Origin of the sequence: Streptosporangium sp. NPDC005286, from assembly GCF_040607515.1 — a bacterium.
GTDB lineage: Bacteria > Actinomycetota > Actinomycetes > Streptosporangiales > Streptosporangiaceae > Streptosporangium.
In genome coordinates, this window is the sequence record NZ_JBEXGU010000008.1 from 1 (window position 1) to 24,369 (window position 24,369).

Annotated in this window: 24 protein-coding genes and 1 riboswitch; of the genes, 14 read left to right on the forward strand and 10 right to left on the reverse strand. The window is 69.3% G+C overall.

What is annotated here, in order from left to right; genetic code table 11:
- Window positions 1-111: 111 nt before the first annotated feature.
- Entirely contained in the window at window positions 112-1,098 is a 987-nt protein-coding gene (locus tag ABZU75_RS04965) for a carbohydrate kinase family protein (protein ID WP_355549617.1), read from the forward strand.
- Between the two features lie 149 nt (window positions 1,099-1,247).
- Here the strand turns inward: ABZU75_RS04965 and ABZU75_RS04970 are convergent, their stop codons facing one another.
- The 3 genes from ABZU75_RS04970 to ABZU75_RS04980 form a co-directional block, all read right to left on the reverse strand.
- Entirely contained in the window at window positions 1,248-1,643 is a 396-nt protein-coding gene (locus ABZU75_RS04970) for a CBS domain-containing protein (RefSeq protein WP_350930302.1), read from the reverse strand.
- Between the two features lie 88 nt (window positions 1,644-1,731).
- Window positions 1,732-2,001 (reverse strand): sulfurtransferase TusA family protein, encoded by a 270-nt coding sequence (locus ABZU75_RS04975; protein WP_343970174.1) that lies wholly within the window; start codon window positions 1,999-2,001, stop codon window positions 1,732-1,734.
- Between the two features lie 25 nt (window positions 2,002-2,026).
- On the reverse strand, window positions 2,027-3,163 hold the full coding sequence (locus ABZU75_RS04980) for an aminotransferase class V-fold PLP-dependent enzyme (protein WP_350930303.1): 1,137 nt from the start codon (window positions 3,161-3,163) through the stop codon (window positions 2,027-2,029).
- A gap of 216 nt (window positions 3,164-3,379) precedes the next feature.
- On the opposite strand from ABZU75_RS04980, the gene coxB reads away from it, so the two are divergent.
- The 4 genes from coxB (at window position 3,380) to ABZU75_RS05000 (ending at window position 7,564) form a co-directional block, all read left to right on the forward strand.
- Entirely contained in the window at window positions 3,380-4,129 is a 750-nt protein-coding gene (coxB, locus tag ABZU75_RS04985) for a cytochrome c oxidase subunit II (protein ID WP_355549620.1), read from the forward strand.
- Window positions 4,126-5,787 carry a cytochrome c oxidase subunit I gene (gene ctaD, locus ABZU75_RS04990; protein ID WP_355549622.1) on the forward strand — a complete coding sequence of 554 codons (1,662 nt, stop codon included), beginning with the start codon at window positions 4,126-4,128 and terminating at the stop codon, window positions 5,785-5,787. The genes coxB and ctaD overlap by 4 nt, the downstream gene beginning before the upstream one ends.
- Window positions 5,784-6,179 (forward strand): cytochrome c oxidase subunit 4, encoded by a 396-nt coding sequence (locus ABZU75_RS04995; protein ID WP_350930306.1) that lies wholly within the window; start codon window positions 5,784-5,786, stop codon window positions 6,177-6,179. Before ctaD ends, ABZU75_RS04995 begins: the two co-directional genes overlap by 4 nt.
- Window positions 6,180-6,334: 155 nt before the next feature.
- On the forward strand, window positions 6,335-7,564 hold the full coding sequence (locus tag ABZU75_RS05000; RefSeq protein WP_355549625.1) for an Ig-like domain-containing protein: 1,230 nt from the start codon (window positions 6,335-6,337) through the stop codon (window positions 7,562-7,564).
- Window positions 7,565-7,741: 177 nt separating this feature from the next.
- Here the strand turns inward: ABZU75_RS05000 and ABZU75_RS05005 are convergent, their stop codons facing one another.
- The 4 genes from ABZU75_RS05005 to ABZU75_RS05020 are packed head-to-tail and all read right to left on the reverse strand — an operon-like array spanning window position 7,742 to window position 11,979.
- Window positions 7,742-9,388, reverse strand: coding sequence for a ubiquinol-cytochrome c reductase cytochrome b subunit (locus ABZU75_RS05005; RefSeq protein ID WP_355549627.1), 1,647 nt, complete (start codon window positions 9,386-9,388; stop codon window positions 7,742-7,744).
- Complete coding sequence (locus ABZU75_RS05010; RefSeq protein WP_355549629.1) at window positions 9,385-10,509, reverse strand: Rieske 2Fe-2S domain-containing protein; 1,125 nt, start codon at window positions 10,507-10,509, stop codon at window positions 9,385-9,387. Before ABZU75_RS05010 ends, ABZU75_RS05005 begins: the two co-directional genes overlap by 4 nt.
- On the reverse strand, window positions 10,506-11,345 hold the full coding sequence (locus ABZU75_RS05015) for a c-type cytochrome (RefSeq protein WP_355549631.1): 840 nt from the start codon (window positions 11,343-11,345) through the stop codon (window positions 10,506-10,508). The genes ABZU75_RS05010 and ABZU75_RS05015 overlap by 4 nt, the downstream gene beginning before the upstream one ends.
- Before the next feature lie 16 nt (window positions 11,346-11,361).
- Window positions 11,362-11,979, reverse strand: a complete 618-nt coding sequence (locus tag ABZU75_RS05020) for a heme-copper oxidase subunit III (RefSeq protein ID WP_350930311.1) — start codon at window positions 11,977-11,979, stop codon at window positions 11,362-11,364.
- A gap of 195 nt (window positions 11,980-12,174) precedes the next feature.
- On the opposite strand from ABZU75_RS05020, the gene ABZU75_RS05025 reads away from it, so the two are divergent.
- From ABZU75_RS05025 to ABZU75_RS05035, 3 genes are all read left to right on the forward strand, one after another.
- Window positions 12,175-12,573, forward strand: coding sequence for a hypothetical protein (locus tag ABZU75_RS05025; protein ID WP_350930325.1), 399 nt, complete (start codon window positions 12,175-12,177; stop codon window positions 12,571-12,573).
- A gap of 18 nt (window positions 12,574-12,591) precedes the next feature.
- Window positions 12,592-13,638: an anthranilate phosphoribosyltransferase gene (gene trpD, locus ABZU75_RS05030; protein WP_355549634.1), complete on the forward strand. Its 1,047-nt coding sequence runs from the start codon at window positions 12,592-12,594 to the stop codon at window positions 13,636-13,638.
- A 227-nt stretch (window positions 13,639-13,865) separates the two neighbouring features.
- Entirely contained in the window at window positions 13,866-14,795 is a 930-nt protein-coding gene (locus ABZU75_RS05035) for a histidine kinase (RefSeq protein ID WP_355549636.1), read from the forward strand.
- Here the strand turns inward: ABZU75_RS05035 and ABZU75_RS05040 are convergent.
- The 3 genes from ABZU75_RS05040 to ABZU75_RS05050 form a co-directional block, all read right to left on the reverse strand.
- Window positions 14,738-15,025, reverse strand: a complete 288-nt coding sequence (locus ABZU75_RS05040) for an Lrp/AsnC ligand binding domain-containing protein (RefSeq protein ID WP_030910213.1) — start codon at window positions 15,023-15,025, stop codon at window positions 14,738-14,740. The two genes, ABZU75_RS05035 and ABZU75_RS05040, sit on opposite strands and share 58 nt — an antisense overlap.
- A gap of 43 nt (window positions 15,026-15,068) precedes the next feature.
- Window positions 15,069-16,793: a DEDD exonuclease domain-containing protein gene (locus ABZU75_RS05045; protein ID WP_355549639.1), complete on the reverse strand. Its 1,725-nt coding sequence runs from the start codon at window positions 16,791-16,793 to the stop codon at window positions 15,069-15,071.
- 82 nt (window positions 16,794-16,875) lie between these two features.
- Window positions 16,876-17,955: a phosphotransferase family protein gene (locus tag ABZU75_RS05050; protein ID WP_355549641.1), complete on the reverse strand. Its 1,080-nt coding sequence runs from the start codon at window positions 17,953-17,955 to the stop codon at window positions 16,876-16,878.
- 268 nt (window positions 17,956-18,223) lie between these two features.
- Between ABZU75_RS05050 and ABZU75_RS05055 the strand changes: the two genes are divergently transcribed.
- From ABZU75_RS05055 to ABZU75_RS05080, 6 genes are all read left to right on the forward strand, one after another.
- Window positions 18,224-19,486 carry an NYN domain-containing protein gene (locus ABZU75_RS05055; RefSeq protein ID WP_355549643.1) on the forward strand — a complete coding sequence of 421 codons (1,263 nt, stop codon included), beginning with the start codon at window positions 18,224-18,226 and terminating at the stop codon, window positions 19,484-19,486.
- Window positions 19,487-19,549: 63 nt separating this feature from the next.
- Window positions 19,550-20,182, forward strand: coding sequence for a hypothetical protein (locus ABZU75_RS05060; RefSeq protein ID WP_355549645.1), 633 nt, complete (start codon window positions 19,550-19,552; stop codon window positions 20,180-20,182).
- A 148-nt stretch (window positions 20,183-20,330) separates the two neighbouring features.
- Window positions 20,331-21,308: an NlpC/P60 family protein gene (locus ABZU75_RS05065; RefSeq protein WP_355549647.1), complete on the forward strand. Its 978-nt coding sequence runs from the start codon at window positions 20,331-20,333 to the stop codon at window positions 21,306-21,308.
- Between the two features lie 72 nt (window positions 21,309-21,380).
- Window positions 21,381-22,079 (forward strand): class I SAM-dependent methyltransferase, encoded by a 699-nt coding sequence (locus ABZU75_RS05070; protein WP_355549649.1) that lies wholly within the window; start codon window positions 21,381-21,383, stop codon window positions 22,077-22,079.
- Between the two features lie 343 nt (window positions 22,080-22,422).
- Window positions 22,423-22,582, forward strand: a riboswitch (cyclic di-AMP (ydaO/yuaA leader).
- A gap of 211 nt (window positions 22,583-22,793) precedes the next feature.
- A complete protein-coding gene (locus tag ABZU75_RS05075; RefSeq protein WP_355549652.1) occupies window positions 22,794-23,216 on the forward strand; it encodes a C40 family peptidase in 423 nt (140 codons plus the stop codon).
- A 247-nt stretch (window positions 23,217-23,463) separates the two neighbouring features.
- On the forward strand, window positions 23,464-24,303 hold the full coding sequence (locus ABZU75_RS05080; RefSeq protein WP_355549654.1) for a hypothetical protein: 840 nt from the start codon (window positions 23,464-23,466) through the stop codon (window positions 24,301-24,303).
- Window positions 24,304-24,369 lie beyond the last annotated feature (66 nt).

Below are 24,369 nucleotides of genomic sequence, written 5' to 3' on the forward strand. Positions count from 1 at the left end.
CGGTGACGGATGTCACCGCGCGGGGCCTTCGTGCGCCCACAAGGTCGCGTATTCTTGCGTGGCTCGATCGCCCACGTTCCCAGAGATGCTGACAACGAGGAGAAGAACCCCGTGCGCATCGCCGTCACCGGCTCAATCGCGACAGATCACCTGATGACCTTCCCGGGCCGCTTCGGCGACCAGCTCATCGCCGATCAGCTCCACCGGATTTCCCTGTCGTTTCTCGTGGACGACCTGCAGATCCGCCGCGGCGGCTGCGCGGCCAACATCGCCTTCGGCATGGGTTGCCTGGGTCTTCGGCCCGTCCTGGTCGGCGCGGTCGGCGCGGACTTCGCCGACTACCGCTCCTGGCTGGAGCGCCACGGCGTCGACTGCGACTCCGTCCACGTCTCGGAGCTGCACCACACCGCCCGCTTCCTGTGCACGACCGACGACGACCACAACCAGATCGCGTCGTTCTACACCGGTGCGATGGCCGAGGCCCGTCTCATCGAGCTGGGCCCGATCAGCCAGCGGCTCGGTGGCCTGGACCTGGTGCTGATCAGCCCCAACGACCCCGAGGCGATGCTCAGGCACACCGCCGAGGCGCGCCAGCGCGCGATCCCGTTCGCCGCCGACCCCTCCCAGCAGCTCGCGCGGATGCCCGGCGAGGAGATCCGCGAACTGGTCGACGGCGCCGCCTATCTGTTCGGCAACGACTACGAGAAGGGCATGATCGAGCAGAAGACCGGCTGGGCCGACGAGGAGATCCTCGACCGGGTCGGCGTCCGGGTCACCACGCTCGGCCCCAAGGGCGTCGTCATCGACCGCAAGGACGAGCCGCCGCTGCACGTCCCCCCGGCGCCCGAGCTCGGCAAGGCGGACCCCACAGGCGTGGGAGACGCCTTCAGGTCCGGTTTCCTGGCGGCGCTGGCCTGGGGCCTGTCCCTGGAGCGCTGCGGCCAGGTCGGCAACCTCACCGCCACCCACGTGCTGGAGCGCGTCGGCGGCCAGGAGTACGAACTCGGCCAGCGGATCTTCCTGGAGCGCTTCGCCGACGCCTACGGCACCGACGCCGCGGCCGAGGTGGCCGGCTTCGTGAAGTGCCACCACGCCTGAGCCGCCGCTCGGACAGCGGCCGGCCGGCGCCGGGCACCGCCGGGATCACCGGCGGCCCGGACCACCGCTGGACCGGCGGCTGAGCCACGCCCGGCTGAGATCACCCGACATCGGGCACTCAGCCGGGCGGGATGCCGTCCCGGAAGGTGTCAGGCGCTCGCGTAGACGCGGTGCACGAACTCGGCGAGCTTGTCGTCGGGCAGGTGCTTGGCCAGGTCGGCCTCGCTGATCATGCCGATGATGCGGCCGTCCTCGATCACCGGCAGCCGCCGTATCTGGTTCTGTTCCATCTTGGCCAGCGTCTCGTCGACGCTGGCGTCCGACGACACCCAGACCAGGCCGGTCGCCAGCTCACCGGCGGTGACCTTGGACGGGTCCATGCCATGGGCCACGCACTTGACCACGATGTCGCGGTCGGTGATGATCCCCTTCAGCCGGTCGTCGCTGCCGCAGATGGGTAGCGCGCCCACGTTCATGTCGCGCATCATCTGTGCGGCCCGGTCGAGCGTCTCGTGTGCCTCCACGCACCGGACCCCGGCATTCATCAGACTCCTGGCGGTCTCGCCGCTCATATTGTCCCCCCGAACCGTTTGATGGATTTTCGGGGAGGGTCATACCCAGTTTCAGGACAAGTCAGTAGTTGCGGCGCACGTGGATGGACCAGCCGCGCTCGGGGAGCTCGTAGCTGGCCACGTGGTGGTGCGACTTCAGCCGACACCAGGCCGGGATGTCGGTGAAGGCGGCGGGATCGTCGGCCAGGACCGCGACGATCGCGTTGAGCGGCACGTGGTTGATCTGCTCGGCCAGCATGATGATGGGAATCGGGCACTTCTTGCCCAGCGCGTCGATGGTCAGTGCCGGGCTCTGGGCCGATCCCGCCGGGTTGGCCTGGCTGGACGTCATGGAGTCTTCACTTCCCAAATGTTGATCACAGTTTAACCCCCGCCTCCTCGCGGATCCTGCGTACCGTGCCGGGCAGGACGGCGAGGAAACGGTCGACATCCGCCGCCGAGGTGCCCCTGGGCAGCGACACCCGCACGTTCCCGTGGGTGAGCACGCCCATGGCCTCCAGAACATGTGATGGACGAAGCGTACTCGCCGTGCAGGAACTGCCGGACGATACCGAGAATCCGGCCTTGTCGAGTTCGGTGAGCAGTGCCTCACCTTCCACGTAAAGACACGAAAAGGTGACGATGTGCGGCGCCCGCACGACCGGATCACCGATGACCTCGACATCGGGGACCAGCCGGGGCACCTCGCTCCTGACGCGGTCCACGAGCGCGGAGAGCCTGGCCGACTCCACGGCCGACTCGGCCACCGTGGCACGCAGCGCGGCGGCCGCCGCGACGATCGCCGGCACGTTCTCGAAACCGGGCACCCGGCGGCGCTCGCGGTCGTCCTCGGGCAGCGGGCTGCGCCACCGGGTGCCCTTGCGGACCACCAGCACGCCGACCCCCGCCGGGCCGCCCCACTTGTGCGCGCTCGCGGCCAGCACCGACCAGCCGCCGGGCAGCGGCATCCGGCCCGCGGTCTGGGCGGCGTCCACCAGCAGCGGCACCCCCGCCTCGGCGCACGCCGCCGCCACCTCGGCGACCGGCTGGACGGTCCCGACCTCGTGGTTGGCGCTCTGCAGACAGGCCAGGGCGGTGCCCTCGGCGAGCACCGCCTCGCGGAAGGCGCCGATCTCGACGGCGCCGGTGATCCCGACGCCGACCGTCTCGACCGAGCCGCCGTCGCGCTCGTGGATGCCGGCCGCGTGCAGCACGCTGGAGTGCTCCACGGCCGAGGTCACCAGGCGGCGGCCGCTCCTGCGGCGCCCGTGCAGGGTGCCGAGCACGCCCAGGTGCACCGCCTGGGTGCCCGACGAGGTGAACGAGACCTCGTCGGCTCTGGCGCCCAGGGCCTCGGCGACCTCGGTCCTCGCCTGTTCCAGTAACATCCTTGCCCGGCGAGCGGAACCGTACAGCCTCGCGGGGTCGGCCCAGCCGACGTCGAGGGCCGCGATGAGAGCCTCCCGAGCCTGGGGGTGCAGCGGCTCAGTGGAGGCCGCGTCGAAGTACGCCACGCTCCAATCGTCGCACCACGCGCGGTGCGGGCGGGGGCTGCGCGGGGGGGCGACGGTTGTCCGCGCTAATGTGTCCCCCAGCGTGAAGCTGTGAACTACAAATCTTGAACGTGAACAAACGACCGCCCAGGAGCGACTCCTGGGCTTCATCTGTGGGGTAGGCGATCCGTGAGTCCGACCCGCCGTTCCGCACGGCGTCCGTTGGCCCGCCGCCGGGTGCCACGCGCTGCCGCTCTGGCGCTGCTGCTGGTTTCCCTGACGGCGTGCAGTGCCGAAGAATGGTCCCGAGGCGGCCTGCCCGAGGGCGTCACCAAGCAGTCCGAATCCGTCCAGAGCCTGTGGAACGGATCGTGGATCGCCGCCCTCGCCACCGGTGTGGTCGTGTGGGGTCTGATCCTCTGGTCCGTCGCCTTCCACCGTAAGAAGAAGAACTCCAAGGAGGAACTGCCGCCTCAGGTGCGGTACAACCTGCCGATCGAGATCCTTTACACGGTGGTGCCGATCATCATGGTCGGCGTGTTCTTCTTCTTCACCGCGCGGGACCAGAACTACATCAACACCCTGTCCGGCAAGCCCGACGTGACGGTCAAGGTCGAGGGCTTCCAGTGGAGCTGGCGCTTCACGACGGAGTACAACGGCAAGACCGTCCAGGTCGTGGGCCTGCCCGCGGCGGACTACACCAAGGGCCCCGAGCTGGTGCTGCCGGTCGAGAAGAACGTCGAGTTCGACCTCCACTCGCCGGACGTCATCCACTCCTTCTGGGTCCCGGCGTTCCACTTCAAGCGCGACGTGATCCCGGGTGTGAACAACAAGTTCGAGGTGCAGACGCTGAACAAGGCAGGCGTCTACGCCGGCCGCTGCGCCGAGCTCTGCGGTGTGGACCACAGCCGGATGCTCTTCTCGGTGAAGCTCGTGCCCCAGGCCGAGTTCGACCAGTACATCGCTAGCCAGGCGGGTGCCCAGTGACCGCACTTAACGAGCCTCTCGCCCTCTCCCCGGCGCCGACCCGCAAGGGCTCGGTCGTCGTCAAGTGGGCGACGTCCACCGATCACAAGATCATCGGACATCTCTACCTGATCACCTCGTTCGTCTTCTTCCTGATCGGCGGCGTCATGGCGCTGATCATGCGGGCGGAGCTGGCCCAGCCGGGTCTCCAGCTGACCACGAACGAGCAGTTCAACCAGCTGTTCACCATGCACGGCACCGTCATGCTGCTGATGTTCGCGACCCCGCTGTTCGCCGGGTTCGCCAACGAGCTGATGCCGCTGCAGATCGGCGCGCCCGACGTCGCCTTCCCGCGGCTGAACATGGTCAGCTACTGGCTCTTCACCTTCGGCAGCACCATCGCCCTGTCGGGCTTCCTCACCCCGGGCGGCGCGGCCAGCTTCGGCTGGTTCGCCTACACCCCGCTGTCGAACGCGATCAGTTCCCCGGGCATCGGCGGCGACCTGTGGATCGTCGGCCTGACCATCAGCGGTCTGGGCACGATCCTCGGCTCTGTGAACTTCATCACCACGATCGTGTGCATGCGCGCGCCCGGCATGACCATGTTCCGCCTGCCGATGTTCACCTGGAACGTGCTGCTCACCTCGATCCTGGTGCTGATGGCCTTCCCGGTGCTGGCCGCCGCGCTGCTGGCGCTGGAGTCCGACCGCAAGCTCGGCACGCACATCTTCGACCCCGCCACCGGCGGGGCGCTGCTCTGGCAGCACCTGTTCTGGTTCTTCGGCCATCCCGAGGTCTACATCATCGCGCTGCCGTTCTTCGGCATCGTGACCGAGATCCTGCCCGTCTTCAGCCGCAAGCCGCTGTTCGGCTACATCGGCCTGGTGGGCGCGACCATCGCCATCGCGGGTCTGTCGATCACGGTGTGGGCGCACCACATGTTCGCCACCGGCCAGGTGCTGCTGCCGTTCTTCTCCTTCATGACGTTCCTCATCGCGGTGCCCACCGGGGTGAAGTTCTTCAACTGGATCGGCACCATGTGGCGCGGCCACCTGTCGTTCGAGTCGCCGATGCTGTTCTCGATCGGCTTCCTGGTGACCTTCCTGTTCGGCGGTCTGACCGGTGTCATCCTGGCCTCCCCGCCGCTGGACTTCCAGGTGTCCGACTCCTACTTCGTGGTGGCGCACTTCCACTACGTGGTGTTCGGCACCGTGGTGTTCGCGATGTTCGCCGGCTTCTACTTCTGGTGGCCCAAGTTCACCGGCAAGATGCTGAACGACAGGCTGGGCAAGATCCACTTCTGGACGCTGTTCGTCGGCTTCCACGCGACCTTCCTGGTCCAGCACTGGCTGGGCGCGCAGGGCTTCCCGCGCCGCTACGCCGACTACAGCCCGATCGACGGGTTCACCGACCTCAACATGGTCTCCTCGGTGGGTGCGTTCCTGCTGGGTGCCTCCACGCTGCCGTTCCTCTACAACGTGTGGAAGACCCACAAGACCGCGCCGCAGGTCACCGTGGACGACCCGTGGGGCTACGGCAACTCCCTCGAATGGGCGACGTCCTGCCCGCCGCCGAGGCACAACTTCACCTCGCTGCCCCGCATCCGGTCCGAGCGCCCGGCGTTCGACCTCAAGTACCCGCACGCACCGGCCCCCCGTGAGCTGGAGGAGAACGAATGAAGGTCCAGGGCTGGTTGTTCATCCTCTGCGGCGTCTTCTTCGCCGCCGTGGACGTCGTCTACTGGTACTGGTCGAGGGAGCCGGTCGGCACGACGGCGATGGCCATCTCGGTGGGCTTCGCGCTCATGATCGGCTACTACCTGATGTACACGGCCCGCCGCATCGGCGATCAGCCGGAGGACGACAAGCAGGGCGAGATCAGCGACGGTGCCGGAGAGCTCGGCTTCTTCAGCCCGCACAGCTGGTGGCCGCTCTTCGTCTGCCTGGCCGTCTCGCTCGCCGGGGTCGGCCTGGTCATCGGCTGGTGGCTGTTCCTGATCGGCGTGTTCGCGATCATCATGAGCATGATCGGTTTCGTTTTCGAGTACTACCGGGGCAACTTCTCGCACTGACCCCGCGTCCCACCGCGAAAAGCGGGCCACGGAAAAACTTCCGTGGCCCGCTTTTTGGCGTTTATTTGGGGCTCAGGGTGGATGTCTTATGTGGTGGACCGCTTACTCCGGGTAATAACTGAATCAGTGGTTCAGTCCGGGACAGGGGAGTTCATGTGGGGCACGCGATCCGTGGTTCGAGCCAGGGAGCGGGACTGCTGGCCCTCGTGCTGGTGACGACCTCCTGCTCGACAAGCACCGCCGTACGCCAGGACCAGACGCCGCAGGCGTCCCAGCAGGCGGAGTCCGCCGCCGCCGTGGTCACCGTGGCACCGTTCAAGGGGGCCAGGGGAGTGCCGACGGACACTCCGGTCCTGGTCGCGGCGCAGGGCGGCACCTTGAAGTCGGTCACCGTCAGGGCCGTGAAGGGCGCCAAAGGCTCTCTGCCGGGCGTTCTCAGCGCCGACGGCACACAGTGGCGCAGTCGTGGTACGGCGGCTCCAGGAGCCTCCTACGAGGTCTCGGTGACGGCGGTCAATCCGGCGGGCGCCGTCACCCAGACGACCTCGTCCTTCTCCACGGTGAAGGGCCGCGAGACCTTCGCGATCGAGAGCTTCATGCCGGACCGGGACATGACCGGGCTGACCGTCGGCGTCGGCATGCCGGTGATGATCACCTTCGACCATCCCGTCACCGACCGCGTCTCCGTCGAGCGCAACCTGTTCGTCCGTACCTCCAGGCCGGTCCTGGGGGCGTGGCACTGGTTCGACGACCGCAACGTGCACTTCCGCCCGAAGAACTTCTGGCCCTCGGGCACCAAGGTCAGGGTCGAGGCCCGGCTGGCCGGGGTGCGTGGCGGCGCCGGCCTGTACGGCGCGGCGAACCGGACGGTCAACTTCAAGGTCGGCCGCGCGCAGATCACCCGGGGCAGCATTCCCTCCCACCACCTCACGGTGCGGCGCAACGGCAAAGTCGTCAGGGAGATCCCGATGAGCGCGGGCCAGGGCGGCGTCTGGAAGTACCACACGACCAGCGGCGTGCACCTGGCGATGTCCAGGGAGAACGTCACGGTGATGACCTCTCCGGGCATCGGGCCCGGCTCGGCCGGCTACTACCAGCTGACCGTCTACGACACGGTCCGCATCTCCAACAGCGGCGAGTACATCCACAGCGCCCCGTGGTCGGTCGGCTCCCAGGGCTACTCCAACGTCAGCCACGGCTGCGTCAACGTCAGCCCGAGCAACGCCAAGTGGTTCCTCGACAACACCCTGATCGGGGACCCGATCATCATCACCGGCTCGCCCCGCGTCCTGGAGCCCACCAACGGCTGGGGGCACTGGCAGGAGAGCTGGCGGGAATGGCTCAAGTGGAGCAGTCTCAAGCACTTCACCACCGACGACGTCTGAAGCCGCGCCCCCGCCTGACCGGAGGTGCCCGCGGAGGCCCCTGAAGGGGGCTCAGGGTGGCCTTCCGGGGGTCTGAGGTCCTCGGGCGGGGGACGTCGGGAAAAGGGTGTGGAAAGACGTCGAGGCCCGGACACCGTGCGGTGTCCGGGCCTCTCGTGTGGCGTCAGCCGTGGCGGATCAGTGGGTCAGGGACTTGTCGTCTCCACCCTGGCCGACCGCGGTGTGCTCCTCGTGGCCCTCACCGTGGCCGTGGCCGTCGTCGAGCGGGATCTTCTCGCCGCCGTAGGCCGCGCTCATCTTGGTGCGGAGCTTGCCGAGCGGGCCGCGCATCGCCTTGGACGGGATGCCGTCGTCGTCTCCACCGCCGCCCCCGGTGAGGACCGGGACCGGCTCCTTGCCCCGCATATGGGCCTCGATGGCCTCGTTGGGCGGGACGTGGACCTCGATGTACTCGCCGTGCGGCAGCCGCTTGATCACGCCGGACTCCACGCCGTGGCCGATGATGGCCGCGTCGGCGCGCTGCAGGCCCAGGCAGACCCGGTAGGTGACGTAGTAGGCGAGCGCGGGACCGGCGAAGATCAGAACCCGGCCGACGTAGGTCGTCCAGTTCAGCGACACCTGGAAGAACGCGGCGATCTCGTCGTTGGCGCCGAGCAGCCACAGGACCCCGTAGAAGGTCATCGCGGAGATGCCGATCGAGGTGCGGTGCGGGTTGTTGCGGGGACGGTCCGCGACGTGGTGCTCGCGGCGGTCTCCGGTGACCCACTGCTCGATGAACGGATACAGCGCCAGTCCCGTCATGATGATGCCCATCGGCACCAGCGCCGGGATCAGCACGCTCATCGGCAGCGTGAAGCCCAGGACGTTGATCTCCCAGGCGGGCATCAGACGGAGCGAACCCTCAAGGAAGCCCATGTAGAAGTCGGGCTGCGAGCCCGCCGAGATGTCGGCCGGGGTGTAGGGACCGTACAGCCAGATCGGGTTGATCTGGGCGAAGGTGCCCAGCAGCGCGATGACGCCGAAGGTGAACATGAAGTAGGCGCCGGCCTTGACCATGAAGGCCGGGTAGAACGGCGCGCCCACCACGTTCTCGTTGGTGCGGCCCTTGCCCGGCATCTGCGTGTGCTTCTGGACCCACATCAGGATCATGTGAGCCGAGATGAGCGCCAGCAGGATGCCCGGGATGAGCAGGATGTGCAGCGAGTAGAACCGGGAGACGATGTCCACGCCGGGGTACTCGCCACCGAAGAGGAAGAAGGTGATCCAGGTGCCGACCAGCGGCAGCGAGATCGCCACACCCTCGGTGATCCGCAGACCGGCGCCGGAGAGCAGGTCGTCGGGGAGGGAGTAGCCGGTCAGTCCCGCGGCCAGGGCCAGCGTCAGCAGCAGCACGCCGATCAGCCAGTTCAGCTCGCGCGGCTTGCGGTAGGCGCCGGTGAAGAACACCCGCAGCGCGTGCACCATCATGCCGCCGATGAACAGTAGGGCGGCCCAGTGGTGCATCTGGCGCATCAGCAGGCCGCCGCGCACGTCGAAGCTGATCGCCAGCGACGACGCGTACGCCTCGGACATCATGACGCCCTGCAGCGGGCCGTACGAGCCGGTGTACTCCACGTGGCCCATGCTGGGCTTGAAGAAGAACGTCAGGAACGTGCCGGTCAGCAGCAGGATGATGAACGAGTAGAGCGCGATCTCACCGAGCAGGAACGACCAGTGGTCGGGGAAGATCTTCCGCAGGTTCCGCCGCAGGAAGTTGCCCGCCCCGATGCGGTCGTCGATGAAGCCGCTCGCGCCCGCGATGGGCTGGGGAACGGGGGTGCTCATGATTGGGCTCCCTTCTGGGCCTCGGCCTCACGGAACTCGGCCTCGGCGTCGCCACGTTCCCAGAAGCTGGGCCCGACGGGGACGGGGAAGTCCGCCGTCGCCACCAGGTATCCCTCTTCGTCCACGGCGATCGGCAGCTGGGGAAGAGGCCGGGCCGCCGGACCGAAGATGACCTTGGCGCCGTCGGCGGCGTCGAAGGTCGACTGGTGACACGGGCACAGGATGTGGTGCGTGGTCTGCTCGTACAGGGCCGCGGGGCAGCCGACGTGCGTGCAGATCTTGGAGTACGCCACGATTCCGTTGTGGGTCCAGTTCAGGTTCGTCCCGGACTTGAGCTCTTCCGGGCGGAACTTGATCAGGATCAGGGTGGCCTTGGCCAGCGCGTTCAGGTCGTGCTCGTATCCCTCGGGCACCACGGAGAGGATGCCGCCGGGGGAGTTGAAGTCGGCCGCCCGGATGGGCGAGCCGCTTCCCTCGACGAGGAGCTTGCGGTTCTTGCCGTCCTTGGTCTTCTCTCCCCAGACGGTGTGCCGCAGCTTGGCGGGGAAGTCCTTGTAGCTCGGGCCGAGGTCGCGCAGCAGGACCAGCGGGGCCAGGCCGAGCGGGGCGGCGGCCATCAGCAGGGTGCGGCGCAGCAGCGGGCGCTTGGTGATGCCGCTCTCGGCCGCGCCCTGCATGAAGGTCTCACCGACGTAGGACCGGGTCTCGGTGTCGGAGGCCATCGGGTGGCGCTCCTGGACCAGGTTGTACTTGGGCATGACCAGGCGGACCCAGGTCACCATGCCCGCGGCCAGCCCGAGCAGGGCCAGCGTGAGCGTGCCGCCCAGCGCGAGGTTGGAGACCTGCGTCTTCTCGATGTCGCCGACCTGGAAGACGACGTACGACACCACGAAGCCGATGCCGGCCAGGAAGGCGACGAGGAAGCAGAGGGCGGCGTACTTCTCGCCCTTCTTCGCGGTCGTCTCGTCCTGCGGGGTCACGCCGGGAACCTGGACGACCTCGGTCGACGGGCGCTCCTCGGTGCCGAGCAGGGAGGTGCTCGCCGCGGGTGGGGGGGTGCCGATGACGCGCCTTGGCGCGCGTTCCTCCGGCTGTTCGATGCCGTGATTGTTCTCAGTCATTTGGCCTGTCGCCTCTTCGCGGTGATCCAGATGGCGGCCAGGGAGAGGAGGCTGAGTCCGACGACCCAGGCCACCAGGCCCTCGGTGACCGGGCCGATGCGGCCCAGACCGGCGCCGCCCGGGTTGGGCTCGTTCCGCACGCCCACGATGTAGGCGATCATGTCCTTCTTCTGCTGAGGGGTGATGATGCTGTCGTTGAACACCGGCATCGCCTGGGGGCCGGTGACCATGGCCTCGTAGATCTGCGTCGGGGTGGCCTCGTGGAGCGGCGGAGCGTACTTGCCCTGGGTCAGGGCGCCGCCCGAGCCGACGAAGTTGTGGCACTGGATGCAGTTGGCGCGGAAAAGCTCGCCGCCCTTGGCCTTGTCTCCCATGGCGGGGTCGACCTGATCCTTGCCCGGGATGGCCGGACCGCCGCCGAGCGACTGGATGTAGGCGGCGAGCTGGTCGACGGCCTCGTAGGTGCCGTCGGGGCGCTTGGTCTTGGCGACCCACGGCGGCGGGGGCTTGCGCGGTGCCTGCGCGCCGGGGTTGGCCAGGGGCATGCGGCCGCTGCTGACCTGGAAGTCCACCGAGGCGGCGCCGACGCCGATCAGGGTCGGACCCGAGGCGGTGCCCTCGGCGTTGAGCCCGTGGCAGCTGGAGCAGCTCTGCTCGAAGAGCTTCTTGCCCTCGGCCACGTCGTCGGCCCTGCCGGACGCGATGGCGGCGTCGGCCTGCCGGCTGGAGGAGACCGTCAGGGCAACGGTGTAGACCCCGCCGATCAGGGCCAGGGCCAGGAGCAGGACGGCGTATCTCGCGAGGGGATGCCGCCGCCCAGCGGTGATCCTATTCACAGAGATCCCCGATTCCTTATTGAATTCCATAGATGGTCACGAAAAGGCCGATCCAGACCACGTCGACGAAGTGCCAGTAGTAGGACACGACGATCGCGCTGGTCGCCTGCTCACGGGTGAAGCGCTTCGCGGCGTACGTGCGTCCCAGCATGAAGAGGAACGCGATCAGTCCACCGGTCACGTGGAGGCCGTGAAAGCCCGTGGTCAGGTAGAACACCGAGTCGTACGCGCTGTGCGACAGGGTGTGTCCTTCGTGGACCAGCTCGTTGTACTCGTACAGCTGGCCGGCCACGAACACGGAGCCCATCAGGAAGCTGACGATGTACCAGAAACGCAGCTTGGCGACCTGGCCCTTCTCAGCCGCCCACACGCCCAGCTGGCAGGTCACACTCGACAGGACCAGGATGATCGTGTTACCCAGGGCGAAGGGGACGTTCAGGTGGGCCTCCGGCCAGGGCAGTCCCTGGCTGAGGCTCACAGACCGGATGGTGAAGTACATCGCGAACAGCGCCGCGAAGAACATGAGCTCGGAGGACAGCCAGACGATCGTCCCGACGCTGACCAGATCGGGTCTGCGGGACGAGTGTGCTGTCGTCGTCGTTGAAATTGCGGATGCTGTCGCCACGGGCAGCATTATTGCGGCTCTCCTGCTCGGGTCGCCGCACGACCCCCCGATAGGGGGTGCATACGCCCCCAAAAAGGGGACGTATGGGGCAATTTGCTCAGGTGCGGCTCCGGCCTGGGTCTCCAGGCCGGCTGACCGGTAGCATCCCAGGTGACCATACATCGACGAGGGATAGTGAGCGCGACCGTGAGCACCGACGACAAGATGAGGGTCCTCGTCTACAGCGACGACGCGAGCACCCGCGAGAAGGTGCGGCAGGCACTCGGCCGCCGCCCCGCCGCCGACGTGCCCCTCGTGGAGATCGTGGAGTGCGCCACCCACGCCAAGGTCGTCCAGCACTTCGACTCCGGTGAGATCGACGTCGCCGTGCTCGACGCCGAGGCCAAGCCCGCAGGGGGCATGGGGGTGGCCCGTCAGGCCAAGGACGAGGTCCACGACTGCCCGCCGATCTGCCTGCTGATCGCCCGTCGCGACGACCGCTGGCTGGCCGAGTGGTCGCGCGCCGAGGCCGTCGTGCCGCAGCCGATCGACCCGGTCGTCCTCGCGGAGACCGTCGCCGACCTGATGCGCCGCCGCCTGTCCACTCGTCTGACCGCCCGGTAAAACCTTCTGGAGAACTGCATGGACGCGCGCACCACCTGGCCGGCGCTGTTGTCCGCCCTGCTCGCGGGCGAGCACCTGACGGCGGACGAGACCGCCTGGGCGATGAAGCAGATCATGTCCGGCTCCGCCACGCCCGCCCAGTTCGCGGGCTTCGCGGTGGCGCTGCGGGCGAAGGGCGAGACGGTCGCGGAGGTGACCGGACTGGCGCGCACGATGCTGGAACTGGCCACCCCGCTGACGGTCGAGGGCCCCGTCGTCGACGTCGTAGGCACCGGCGGTGACCGGGCGCACACCGTCAACGTCTCCACCATGGCCGCGATCGTGGCCGCCGCGGCGGGGGCCAGGGTCGTCAAGCACGGCAACCGGGCCGCCTCCTCCTCGTGCGGCGCCGCCGACGTCCTGGAACACCTGGGAGTCGTGCTCGACCTGCCCCCGGCCGACACCGCCAGGGTCGCGGTGGAGGCCGGCATCGCCTTCTGCTTCGCGCCGGTCTACCATCCGGCGTTCCGCTTCGCGGGCCCGCCGCGCAAGGAACTCGGCGTCCCCACGGTCTTCAACTTCCTGGGCCCGCTGACCAACCCGGCCAGGCCCGCCGCCCAGGCGATCGGCATCTTCGACGCGGGCATGCTCCCCGTCGTCGCGGGCGTTTTCGCCGAGCGCGGGGTCTCAGCCCTGGTCTTCCGGGGCGACGACGGGCTGGACGAGCTCACCATCGCCACGACCTCCTCGGTCTGGGTGGTGCGCGAGGGCGGCGCCGAGCAGACCGTCTTCGATCCGGCGGTCCTCGACATCCCCAGGGCGGCGCCCGACGCGTTGCGCGGCGGGGACGTGGCCTTCAACGCCAGGGCCGTGCACGACCTGGTCGGCGGCAAGACCGGCCCGGTCCGCGACGCGGTGCTGCTGAACGCCGCGGCCGCGCTGGTCGCCCTCGACGGTGCCGGCGACGACCTGAACGCCGCGATGGCCGCGGGCTACGAGCGCGCCATACGGGCCGTCGACTCCGGTGCCGCCGGGGAGACCCTCGATCGCTGGATCGCGGTCAGCCGGTCGTCGAAGCCGTCCTGAGCCGTACCCGCCCGCGGCGCGGGGCTACAGGCCGTCGCGAACCCTCCCGGCGGTGCCGGCGAATCTCCCTGGGAGAGGAGCGGTCCCGGCACCTTCCGGACCGTCGCCGGACCGTAGCCGGGCCGTGACTGTTTCGTTATCGGCCGGAACGTCTCAGCTCTCGGGTGGATGGAAGATCCACCCGAGAGCGGATGTGTCACCTCGGTGTGCCGTTCTAGGTTGCGACCATGTGGCGTGCTGACCCCCTGACCGATCAGGTGTTCCCCATCCTGCTGGCGTGCCTGGTGCTCGGACTGTGCGTGGCCGTCGTGAGCCTGGTGTGGGGTCGCAGGCTCCTGCTGCTGCGGCTCAAGTCCGCAGAGGACAGGTTCGCCGGTCAGCAGGAGGAAGTGGTCCGCGCCCAGTTCGCCGAGAGGCGGGTGCGCATCGCCCGTGAGCTGAACGACGTGGTCGCGCACGGAATCAGCATGATGACGCTCGGCGTGGGCGCCGGACGGATGATCATGGACAAGGATCCCGAGCGGGCCAGGCGGACCTTGCGGGTGGCCGAGGAGTCGGGGCGTCAGGCGCTCGTCGAACTCCAGCGCACCCTGTCGCTACTCGATCTCGACGGCTCCTCGGCGGGCAGGACGCCCCAGCCCAGGCTGTCCGACCTGCGGGACCTGTTCACCGAGGTCCGTGCGGCGGGCCTGGGCGTGGACATGGTCGAGGACGGCAGGCCCGCCGAGGTCGCGCTCACCCTCGAACTGGTGGCCTACCGCATCGTCCAGGAGGCGCTCGCCAACACCCTGCGACACGCCGGCGCCCGCTCGGCCCGCGTCACGCTGCGCTGGCGGCCGGGCTTCCTCGACGTGCTGGTACGGGACGACGGCCAGGCCGACCCCGCGGCGACCGCGGGGCACGGCCTGTTCGGCATGCGGGAGCGGGCCGCCCTGTTCGGCGGGACGCTGGCGGCCGGGATCCTGCCCGGAGGGGGGTTCGAGGTGCGGGCGCGGCTGCCCATCTCGGGCGAGGCGGTCCCGGAGGCCGCCCGCAAGGGTATGGGGGACGTCACCGACCTCGAACCGACCCGCCCTCGTCTCCGCCCCGCCGGCGCGGGTCAGTCGGACTCGCCGAGGCCGATCGAGAAGGCGGCGTCCAGATCGTGCCGGGAGTAGGCGCGGAAGGCGATGTTGGTCTCGGTGTGCAGCACCCCCGCCACCTTGTTGATCCGGCCGGGGATGACCTCGGCGATCTCCTCGTAGGCGGTGACGCGGACCATGGCCATCAGGTCGTACTCCCCGGTTATGGAGTAGACCTCGCTCACCCCGTCGATCTCGGCGATCGTCTGGGCGACCTCGGGGATCCGGTCCACCTCGGCGTTGATGTGAACGATCGCGGTGACCACGAGCTTCCTCCTCGTTGAGTATTGCCTGCCGTCTTTGACGCTATCAGCGCAGCGGACGGCCCTCGCGCGCCCGGCGTGGCTCGGCCGCCTGGTAGGCGCGGTCGATGCGGGCCTTGAGCCGGCCGGCACCCGAGACGGGCAGGCTCCAGGTGCCCTCCACCTGCACCAGCCGCACCCCCGGGGACTCCAGCCAGCGCAGGACACACTCGGTCTCCTCGGCGCTGGCGGCGTGGACCGGCCCGGGGCCGGGCGGCACCGTCTCGGCGGTGGCCGTCAGCGCCTCGACGAACGGGGTGGGGTGGGCGCCCCTCGGCATCACCCCCGCCGAGGCGAGCCGTCCGTACCGGATGACATGGATCTCCCAACGGCCGCCCGCCACGGGGGCGGCCGCGACCATCTGGGAGATGGCGGTCAGCGACCGCAGCCGCTGCATGCGGGCCGAGGTGCGGACGTAGGAGGCGAGCCGGTCGCGGTCGGCCGCGGCCTCCTCGTAGCGCTGGTCGAGGGCCAGGCGCTCCATCCTGGCCTCCATGGCGGAGAAGACCCCGGCCGCGTCCAGCTCCAGCGCCCGGCGCGCCGCCACGACGTGCACCGCGTACTCGTCGGGGGTCTCACGCCCCTCGCACGGTGCGCCGCACCTGCCGATCTCGGCGAGCGCGCAGGCGGAGCGCCTGGTACGCGGAGTGATCCGCTCGGTGCACTGCCGCAGCGGGATGGTCTCGTGCAACACGGTGCGGGCGTCCTCGGCGGCGCGGGTGCTGGTGAACGGGCCCAGGTAGGACGCCTCGTCGTCCTTGACCTCGCGGACCACCGACAGGCGGGGGAAGAGCTCGTCGGTCAGCTTGAGCCAGAACATCTTCTCCGGATGGCGCGACCTGCGGTTGTAGCGAGGCTTGGCCGAGCCGATCAGCCTGAGTTCCCTGACCTCCGCCTCCAGCGGGGTCGCGCAGGCGATGGATCTGACCCGCGCGGCGATGCCGATCATCTCGCGGACGCGGGGCCGGGTCTCGCTCGCGGTGAAGTAACCGCGCACGCGGTTGCGCAGGTTGGTGCTCTTACCGACGTAGAGCGGGTCGCCGCCGGAGTCCTCGAAGACGTAGACGCCAGGTCCGGTCGGCACCGAGTCGGCCAGGTGCCGCTTGCGGCGCTGCTCGGGGGTGGGCGCGCGGACGAAGCCCTTGAGCTCCTCCAGCGTCTGCACCCCGAAGGAGCCCGCCCGCTCCAGCAGGGCGTGCAGCACGTCGACCGTGGCCCGCGCGTCGGCGAGCGCCCGGTGGCAGGGCTCGGTGTGGCTGAAGATCGCGGCCAGCGTGGACAGCTTGCAGTTGGGAGCCTCGTCGCGGGTCAGCAGCTTGCGGGCCAGGTCGACGGTGTCGACCACCTGGTGGGCGGGCGGCGGATACCCGTGCGCCGCGCAGGCCGCCCTGATGAACCCCAGGTCGAACCCGGCGTTGTGCGCCACCAAGGTGGAGCCCGCGGCGAACTCCAGGAAGGACGGCAGCACCGACTCGATCCGCGGCGCCGCCACGACCATGCCGTCGGTGATGCCGGTCAGCACCGAGATGAACGGCGGGATCGGTGAACCGGGGTCGACCAGGGTGCCGAACTCACCGAGCACCTCACCGCCCCTGACCTTGACCGCGCCGATCTCGGTGATCGCGTGCTCGCCCGCCGAGACGCCGGTGGTCTCCAGGTCGAACACGACGAAGGTGATCTGGCTGAGCGGGGTGCCCAGCTCGTCGAGTGTTCCCTGCACGGCGTAGTTCACGATTCACGACCATAGAAGCCCCGACCGACATTCACCGCACCGGGTTCTTTCGGCGCCGGACGCCCGGAACACCCGTGGTCCGCTAGCTCCCGTCCAGCATCCGTTCGAGGGCGGCCCGGTGCAGCACCAGGTCGTCGGGGTCGTCCGGCATGGGCTGCTCGCCGAAGTGGATGCGGCGGTGCCAGACGCGGGCCATGATGACGCCGTGCCTGAGCGCGGCGTACATCTCGTAGAACTCCATGTCGCGTGGCTTGTATCCCGTTATTTCGTGATACGTCTCGCATACGTCCTCGCGTCGCATGAAGTCGGGTAGGCCGGGCAGTTCCATGACCTCGGCGATCTCCTGGAAGAACCGGTGCAGGAATATCATCCAGGCGATGTCCAGCTCGCGGGGGGCGATCGCGGCCATCTCCCAGTCCAGCACCGCCACCGGGGTGAAGTCGCGGTACATCACGTTCCCGATGCGGGCGTCGCCCCAGCTCAGCACGTCGGGTCCCGGATCGTTCGGCCAGTGCTCCCGCAGCCAGTCGAACGCCCGCTCCAGCAGCGGGATGCGCATCGAGCCGTGTGCCCACTCGTAGTAGGACCGCTGGTCGTCGACGTGCCTGCGCAGCGCGGACTCGCCCGTCCCCGCGATCTCCAGCGGGCGCAGCTCCGCCGCGGTGAACGGGGCGTCGTGCAGTCTGGCCAGGATCTCGACGCTCTGCCGCTGCAGCCGCGTCCGGTCGGCGGGGGAGGCGTCCAGCAGCCAGCCCTCGAAGGTGTAGGGCAGGACGTCCGGCGGCACGTCGCCGGTGAGCCGCTCCATCACGAAGAACGGGGTGCCCATCGGTGCGGGGTCGGGCTCGTACCACAGGGTCCGGGGCGCGAGGACGCCGGCGCGCTCCCTGGCCATCCGCATGACCTCGAACTGCCTGCCGAGGTCGTAGCTCGGGAAGACCGGCACGGCCTCGCTCGCCGGGGCCATCCGGGCGACGCAGCCGACCTCCCGCCGGCCCTCCGCCGCCGTCCAGGAGGCGTCGAAGAGCAGGGTCTCGCTGGACATGCCGTTGCCCGAGGGCGCCGACAGCCGGGAGAGCGTGACGGGGGATCCCACCCTGCCGGAGAGCCACGAGCGCATCCGTTCGTGTAACTCATCGAGGTCGCGGGTGGATGTCCGCATATCCTCGGCTTGCCGGCGCTGCTGATCCATCGCGCTCTCCCGGGTGGCGTGCGTCACAAGGCGATCCGCACAGTCGTAACCTAAGAGCAAGCGCTTGTCCATAAAGAGTTCACGGCCGGGTCGGCCGCCGTCCGCCTTACGGTCAGGTCGGGGTCAGGGTGCGCTAGCCGTACCCTTGACGTGAAGACCGATCCGAGTAGGGGCCGTGATGAGTTCAGCCGGAGAGGGCCTGTCTCGTCCGTTACCCGAGCAGGTTCGCTTACACGTCGTGGAACTGGCGTCCCAGATCCTCGGCTCCATGCCCGCCGCCTCGGTGCCGCCGCCGCTGAAGGGGATCGCCAAATTCGACCCCCGCAAACGCGCCAGGCTGGGTGGCGCGCCCATCGCCGCGCAACTGGAGACCGACAAGAAGTTCCGCGAGCTGGTCGCGGAGACGCTGACCGCGGGCTGGCCGGAGCTGGTCGCGAGTCTCGCCGAGGGTGCGGTCCCGCCGGCCGCCGAGCCCGTCATGGTGGCCGCCGCCGCCTACCTGACCCGGCCGCCCGGCTGGGCGGCCATGGTGGAGGCGGCCCGCGCGGACCTGGAGCGGTCGGCCGCCGTCGCCGAGGGCTCCGCGCAGGAGCAGACGCTCTCCCGGCTGCGTGAGCAGTTGGCCGGCCAGAAGAGCGCGGCCAAGGAGGAGTCCGAACGGCTGCGCGAGCAGCTCAAGGCCTCGCGCTCGGAGGTCTCCGACCTGCGCCGCAGGCTGCACGAGGCCCGGGAGCGGGCCAGGGCGGCGGAGGCGCGTGCCGCCGACGCCTGGGAGGCGGCGGAGGAGGCGAAGGCCGCCGCGGTCTCGGCGGGGAGCAGCGTGGAGAGCGAGCTGCGCCGTCTGCGCGAGCGGCTGGCCGACGCCGAGCGTCAGCTGGAGTCGACGCGCAGGGCGGCCCGTGAGGGCCGCAGCGTGGAGGACACCAAGGTCCGCATGCTGCTCGACGCCCTGCAGGACGCCGCCGCGGGGCTCCGCAGGGAGCTCGCCCTGCCCTCCGGCATCCACCGTCCCGCCGACTCGGTGGCCTCGGTGGCGCCGGGCAGGCAGGGGGTCCAGGCGGTTCCCGCGCGAGCGCTCGCCGACGACGACCCCGCCCTGCTCGACCAGCTGCTCGCGCTGCCGCAGATCCACCTGATCGTCGACGGCTACAACGTGACCAAGACCGGTTACGGTACGTTCACCCTCGCCGACCAGCGCAATCGCCTTCTCACCGGCCTCGGCGCGCTCTACGCGCAGACCCGCACCGAGCTGACCTGCGTTTTCGACGGCGCCGAGTTGAACGGGCCGGTCCCGGTGTCGGCACCCAGGGGGGTACGGGTGATGTTCAGCGCCCCCGGGCAGATCGCCGACGACCTGATCCGCCAGCTGGTCCGCGCCGAGCCCACGGGACGCGCGGTCGCGGTGGTCTCCTCGGATCGGGAGGTGGCCGAGTCGGTCCGCAGGATGGGCGCCCGGCCGGTTCCCTCGCTGCTTCTTCTCAGACGTCTGGGGCGGGCGTGAACCTTTCCCGGTGACGGCGCATCGAACCACCGGAAGGTATTTCGATCTCCCCAGGGGCACTCGATGAAGAAGATCATAACGCTCGCCGTCGCCGTTCTGGCCATCGGGGCGACCGTTGCCACGCCCGCCGCCGCGGCTGCGGCGGCCGGCATTCCCAAGGGTTTCCTGCTGTACGAGAAGGACGCCGCGAAGAAGGACGACAACCCCGAGACCAACTGGACGGTCAGCAACTCGGCGAAGGCCCGGCTGGCCGTCAACCCGTGTGACAGGGCCGCGCTGGCCGCGACCGGCAGGACCGCCGCGCGGACGGTGACCTTCACCGGCGTCCCGGACTTCCTGAAGGTCGAGCAGGTGATCCTGTACCGCTCGAAGGCCGCCGCCGCCGGAGCCGTGGCCCAGCTGCGTTCCGCCCTGACCACCTGTGGTTCCAACACCAACGCGGGCTCCACCTACCGTTACGTCTCCTCACGCCTGACCGGGCTCGGGGACGAGGCGCTGAAGGTCTCCGGGCAGGTCTACTACGGCAAGAAGGCCGGCGTGGGCGGTGACCGCAGCGTGCTGGTCAGGAAGGGCAACGCGGTCCTGGTCTACCTCTGGGGCGGTGAGTACTCCAAGCCGGCGAAGAGCGACTGGGCCAGGCAGCTGAGCGACGCCAGGAAGATGACCGCGAAGATCTGCGACATCGCCGCCTGCTGACCGGGCGATCCGGGGCCCCAGGGAGACCGGGACTGCTACCTGCAGCTATAGGGCTAAACACGGGAAAAGGTGATCTAAACCTTACTTGTTCTGTACTATTCGCCGCAGGTCTGTGCAGTCTGGAGGCGTTGACGTGGCCGTGGCGGGTATGCCGGTTGGACTCATTCGGATACCGGTGGCGGCCGGGCTCGCCCTCGCGCTGCTGATGGTGCCGGTGAGCGGGGCCTCCGCGGAGCCGAAGCCGACACTCGCCCAGGCCAAGAAGAAGCTGGAGAAGCTCAACGAGCAGGCCGACCAGATCGTCGAGAAGTACAACCAGGCCTCGGAGAAGTGGAAGCGGGCCAAGAAGAAGTACGTGACGCTGAACAGCGAGCTCGCCCGGCAGAGCGAGCAGGTCGCCGGGCTGCGCAAGGAGCTCGTCGCGATGGCGGTCAGCACCTACCAGTTCGGCGCGGTCAACAGCTGGGAAGGCATGATCTACCAGGCCGACCCCGGCGCGCTGCTGAGCGGCCTGGCCTCGGTCGACCAGATGTCGGCCTCCCGGGCCCAGTCGCTGAGCGCCTTCGACGAGGCCACCAAGGCGCTGCGGCTCAACAGGAACCTGGCCAAGGGCGCGCTGAGCGAGGCCGACGAGACGCGCGGCGAACTGGCCAAGGAGAAGGCCAAGGCCGACAAGATGGTCAGGGCTCAGACGAAGCTCCTGCGCGAACTCAACGTTTTCAAGACGGGCAATCCCGAGAGCACCGGGATCCAGTACAGCGGCCCTGCCTCGGGCAACGCCCGCGCCGCCCTGCAGTTCGCCTTCGCGCAGGTCGGCAAGCCCTACCAGTACGGCGGCACGGGGCCTGGCGGCTGGGACTGCTCGGGCCTGGTCCAGGCCTCCTGGCGCAGCGGGGGGGTCAGCCTCCCCCGTACCACCTGGGAGCAGTGGAGCTGGGGCACCAGCCGCAAGGTCTCGCTGAACGACCTCCAGCCGGGCGACCTCATCTTCAGTGAGGGCCTGGGCCACGTCAGCATGTACGCGGGCAACGGGCAGATCGTGCACGCCCCGCAGACCGGCGACGTCGTCAAGGTCGTCCCGCTCTCGGCCTACGGCCGTCGCCTCGTCGGAGCCGTCCGCCCCTGACGCGCGGTGCGCGGGTCCCGGCGGCCGGAAAACCGGGTGCGTCGCGCGCGGTGGCGCTGCCAGCATCGGAACATGATCACTTCATGGATGCTCGACGAACTCGCCCATGCCGGTCCCGAGCACCTCGACGCCGCGTTCGTCGCCGGGTTCGACCGCAAGCAGGGCAGGCCCGATCCGGGGGAGGACCTCGCCGCGCTCGCCGGGCGCGGCCTGGGGGAGACGGCGACGGTCGTGGAACTCGGCGCGGGGACGGGGCAGTTCGCGCTGGCCGCGGCGCGGCGGTTCCGGCGCGTGGTGGCGGTCGACGTCTCCCCGGCGATGCACGACTTCCTGACCGTCCGGGCCGCCGAGGACGGCCTGGCCAACCTCGAATGCGTGCGGGCGGGCTTTCTCTCCTACGAGCACGCCGGGCCACCCGCGGACGCGGTCTACACCCGTCACGCCCTCCATCAGCTCCCCGACTTCTGGAAGGCGGTCGCACTCGACCGCATCGCGCGGATCGTACGACCGGGGGGCGTCCTGCGCCTGCGCGATCTGATCTTCGATTTCCGGCCGGCCGAGGCCGACGCCGTGCTCGGCCGCTGGCTCGACGGCGCGGCCGACGATCCCGCGCTGGGTTATACCCGCGAGGACTACGCCGAGCATCTGCGCACCGAGTACAGCACCTTCCGGTGGCTTCTCGAGCCGATGTTCGACGCCGCCGGGTTCGAGATCGTCGAGGCGGACTTCAGGGAATCGATCTACGGCGCCTACACGTGCGTCCGGCGCTGACCCATGCTCCGCGGCGGGAGAGGGCGCCCTCGCGGCTTCAACCGTGAATTATGGCAAATGTGATGAACATTACAGAAATCGCGATTTGTCGGGCGTGATTCCGGGGGTGTGACGAGAGTCATATCTCAATAGCATAAATGGCCATTAAGCAGGGGTAACAGGAAGATCACGAAGGCTTATTGATCTTCTTGTTTGGCGAATGCTTTGCCGAAGGTTGGAGATCGGGGTAACTTCTGGCCTCGCGACGTGCAAGCCATGCCGTCGCGGTGAATGTCGGTCTTCGGGCCGGTGTCCCTATAGAAATCCAACCGGCCGCCGTTCCCCTGCCGGGGACGGACCTCATCACGGCGGCCCGCCGAATCTATGCAGCCAGGAGGCATGGAACCGGGGACCCAAAAGGCCCGACACAGCGTGGCCAGGGGTGAATCAGCGCATTTGCGCCGTAGGGCATCTTCCAAGCCCGAACCCGTCAGCTAACCCGGTAGGCATCAGTGGAAGCACCAAGGAGAAATCCTGTCTACCACCCCGTGTAACACCCGTCTGTCGCGCCTTTTCCGCCTTTCCCTCGGCGGCATCGCCCTCACCCTGACCGCCTCAGCCGGAGCGGTCACCCTGGGGCCGACGGCGGCCAGGGCGACGACGGACAGCACCCCTGAGATCCTGGTCAACACCGCGGCCGGAGTCTCCGAGCAGGCCGAGAGCACGAAGAGAACCGTGCCCAAGGCCAAGGCCGGTACCAAGGTCAAGACCAAGATGAGCAGGGCGGCCCTGCAGAAGGTTCGGGCTCGCAAGGCCGTCTCGACGGCCAAGAAGCAGGTCGGCGATCCGTACCGGTGGGGCGCCTCCGGTCCCGGCGCGTTCGACTGCTCGGGGCTCGTCAAATACGCCTGGCGCAAGGCGGGCGTGTCCATTCCCCGGATCACGCACAGCCAGTACCGGGCGATCAGGAAGAAGGTCTCGTGGAGCCACCTGCGCCCCGGTGACCTGATGTTCTTCAGCGGAAAGGGCCACGTCGGCATGTACGTCGGCAAGGGCAGGATGGTCCACTCGCCGAGCAGCGGCAAGACGGTCCGGATCGTGAAGCTGGAGGGGTACTACCGGTCCTCCTTCGCCGGAGCGGTCCGGCCCGGAGCCTGAGCAGGGGCGTCGGCCCCGTTCCTCACATGTGCGGGGACGGGGCCGCTCCGTTTCCGGCGAAGGCCGCGAGCGCGTGGCCGGCGGCCTGGGCCGGCGCGGATCCGCGCTACCGGATCACGTTCCGCTCCGGCGGCAGAACGCGGCAGGTCAGGGCACGCTCGCGCCCCGGCGGGCACTCCCGTGCGGGCCTTCACCTCCGGCCCGAGGGCCGGAGCGCCGGTCCACGTTCCGCTAGCATCACATCGTTATGTCCGTCCCGAAGGGGCGCCGCACCGTGCTCGCCGGGATGCTGGCGCTGATGAGCGTGGGCCCGTTGGCCGGGACGGGTCCTCTCCTGGCCGGAGCCGGCCCGCTTCCTCACGACCCTCTCCACCGCGCCGGAGAACTCCCCGTCGACCTTCGCGACCTGTGGCCCGGTGCCGCCGTCGTCGTCCGGGGCGAGCACTCCCTCGTGATCGGCCACGACGTCGCGCCCGCCGTCCTGCGGGACCTGGCCGCCAGGGCCGACCGGGCCCGCCGCGCGGTCGCGGCGATCTGGGGGCCGGTCCGAGCGATGATCCTGTTCCCCGCCACCGACGCCGAGGCCGCGGCACTCGCCGGAGCGGAGAGCACCCGGGGCCTGGCCGCGATGGCGACCGCGGACCGGGTGATCGTCCTGCCCTCGGGCTACGCGAGGCTCAGCACGACCGGCAGGGACGTGGTGATCACGCACGAACTCGTGCACGTGGCCACCGGCGCGACCCGTGGCGGCCGGGTGCCGATGTGGCTGTCGGAGGGCTTCGCCGACTACGTGGGCTACCGCGATGCCGGGATCCCGGTGCGGACGGCCGCCGCCGAGCTGGCCGCCGAGGTGCGCGCCGGAGTCCTGCCCGCCCGTCTCCCCGGTCCCGCCGACTTCGCCCCCGGCGCCCCGCGGCTCGCGCAGGCGTACGAGGAGGCCTGGCTCGCCTGCCGGTTCATCGCGGAGCGCTTCGGCGAGAAGGCTCTGGTGAGGCTCTACGGTGGCGATGTCACCGGCACGCTCGGCCTGTCGCCTGCCCAACTCACCGTGGCGTGGCGTGACTACCTCGAAAAGGAACTCGCCTGACATCCTTGTGTCCTTTCCCGGTCCAGGGCTCACCTGGCGGATCTCGCCGTGGCGAGGAGTGGTCGG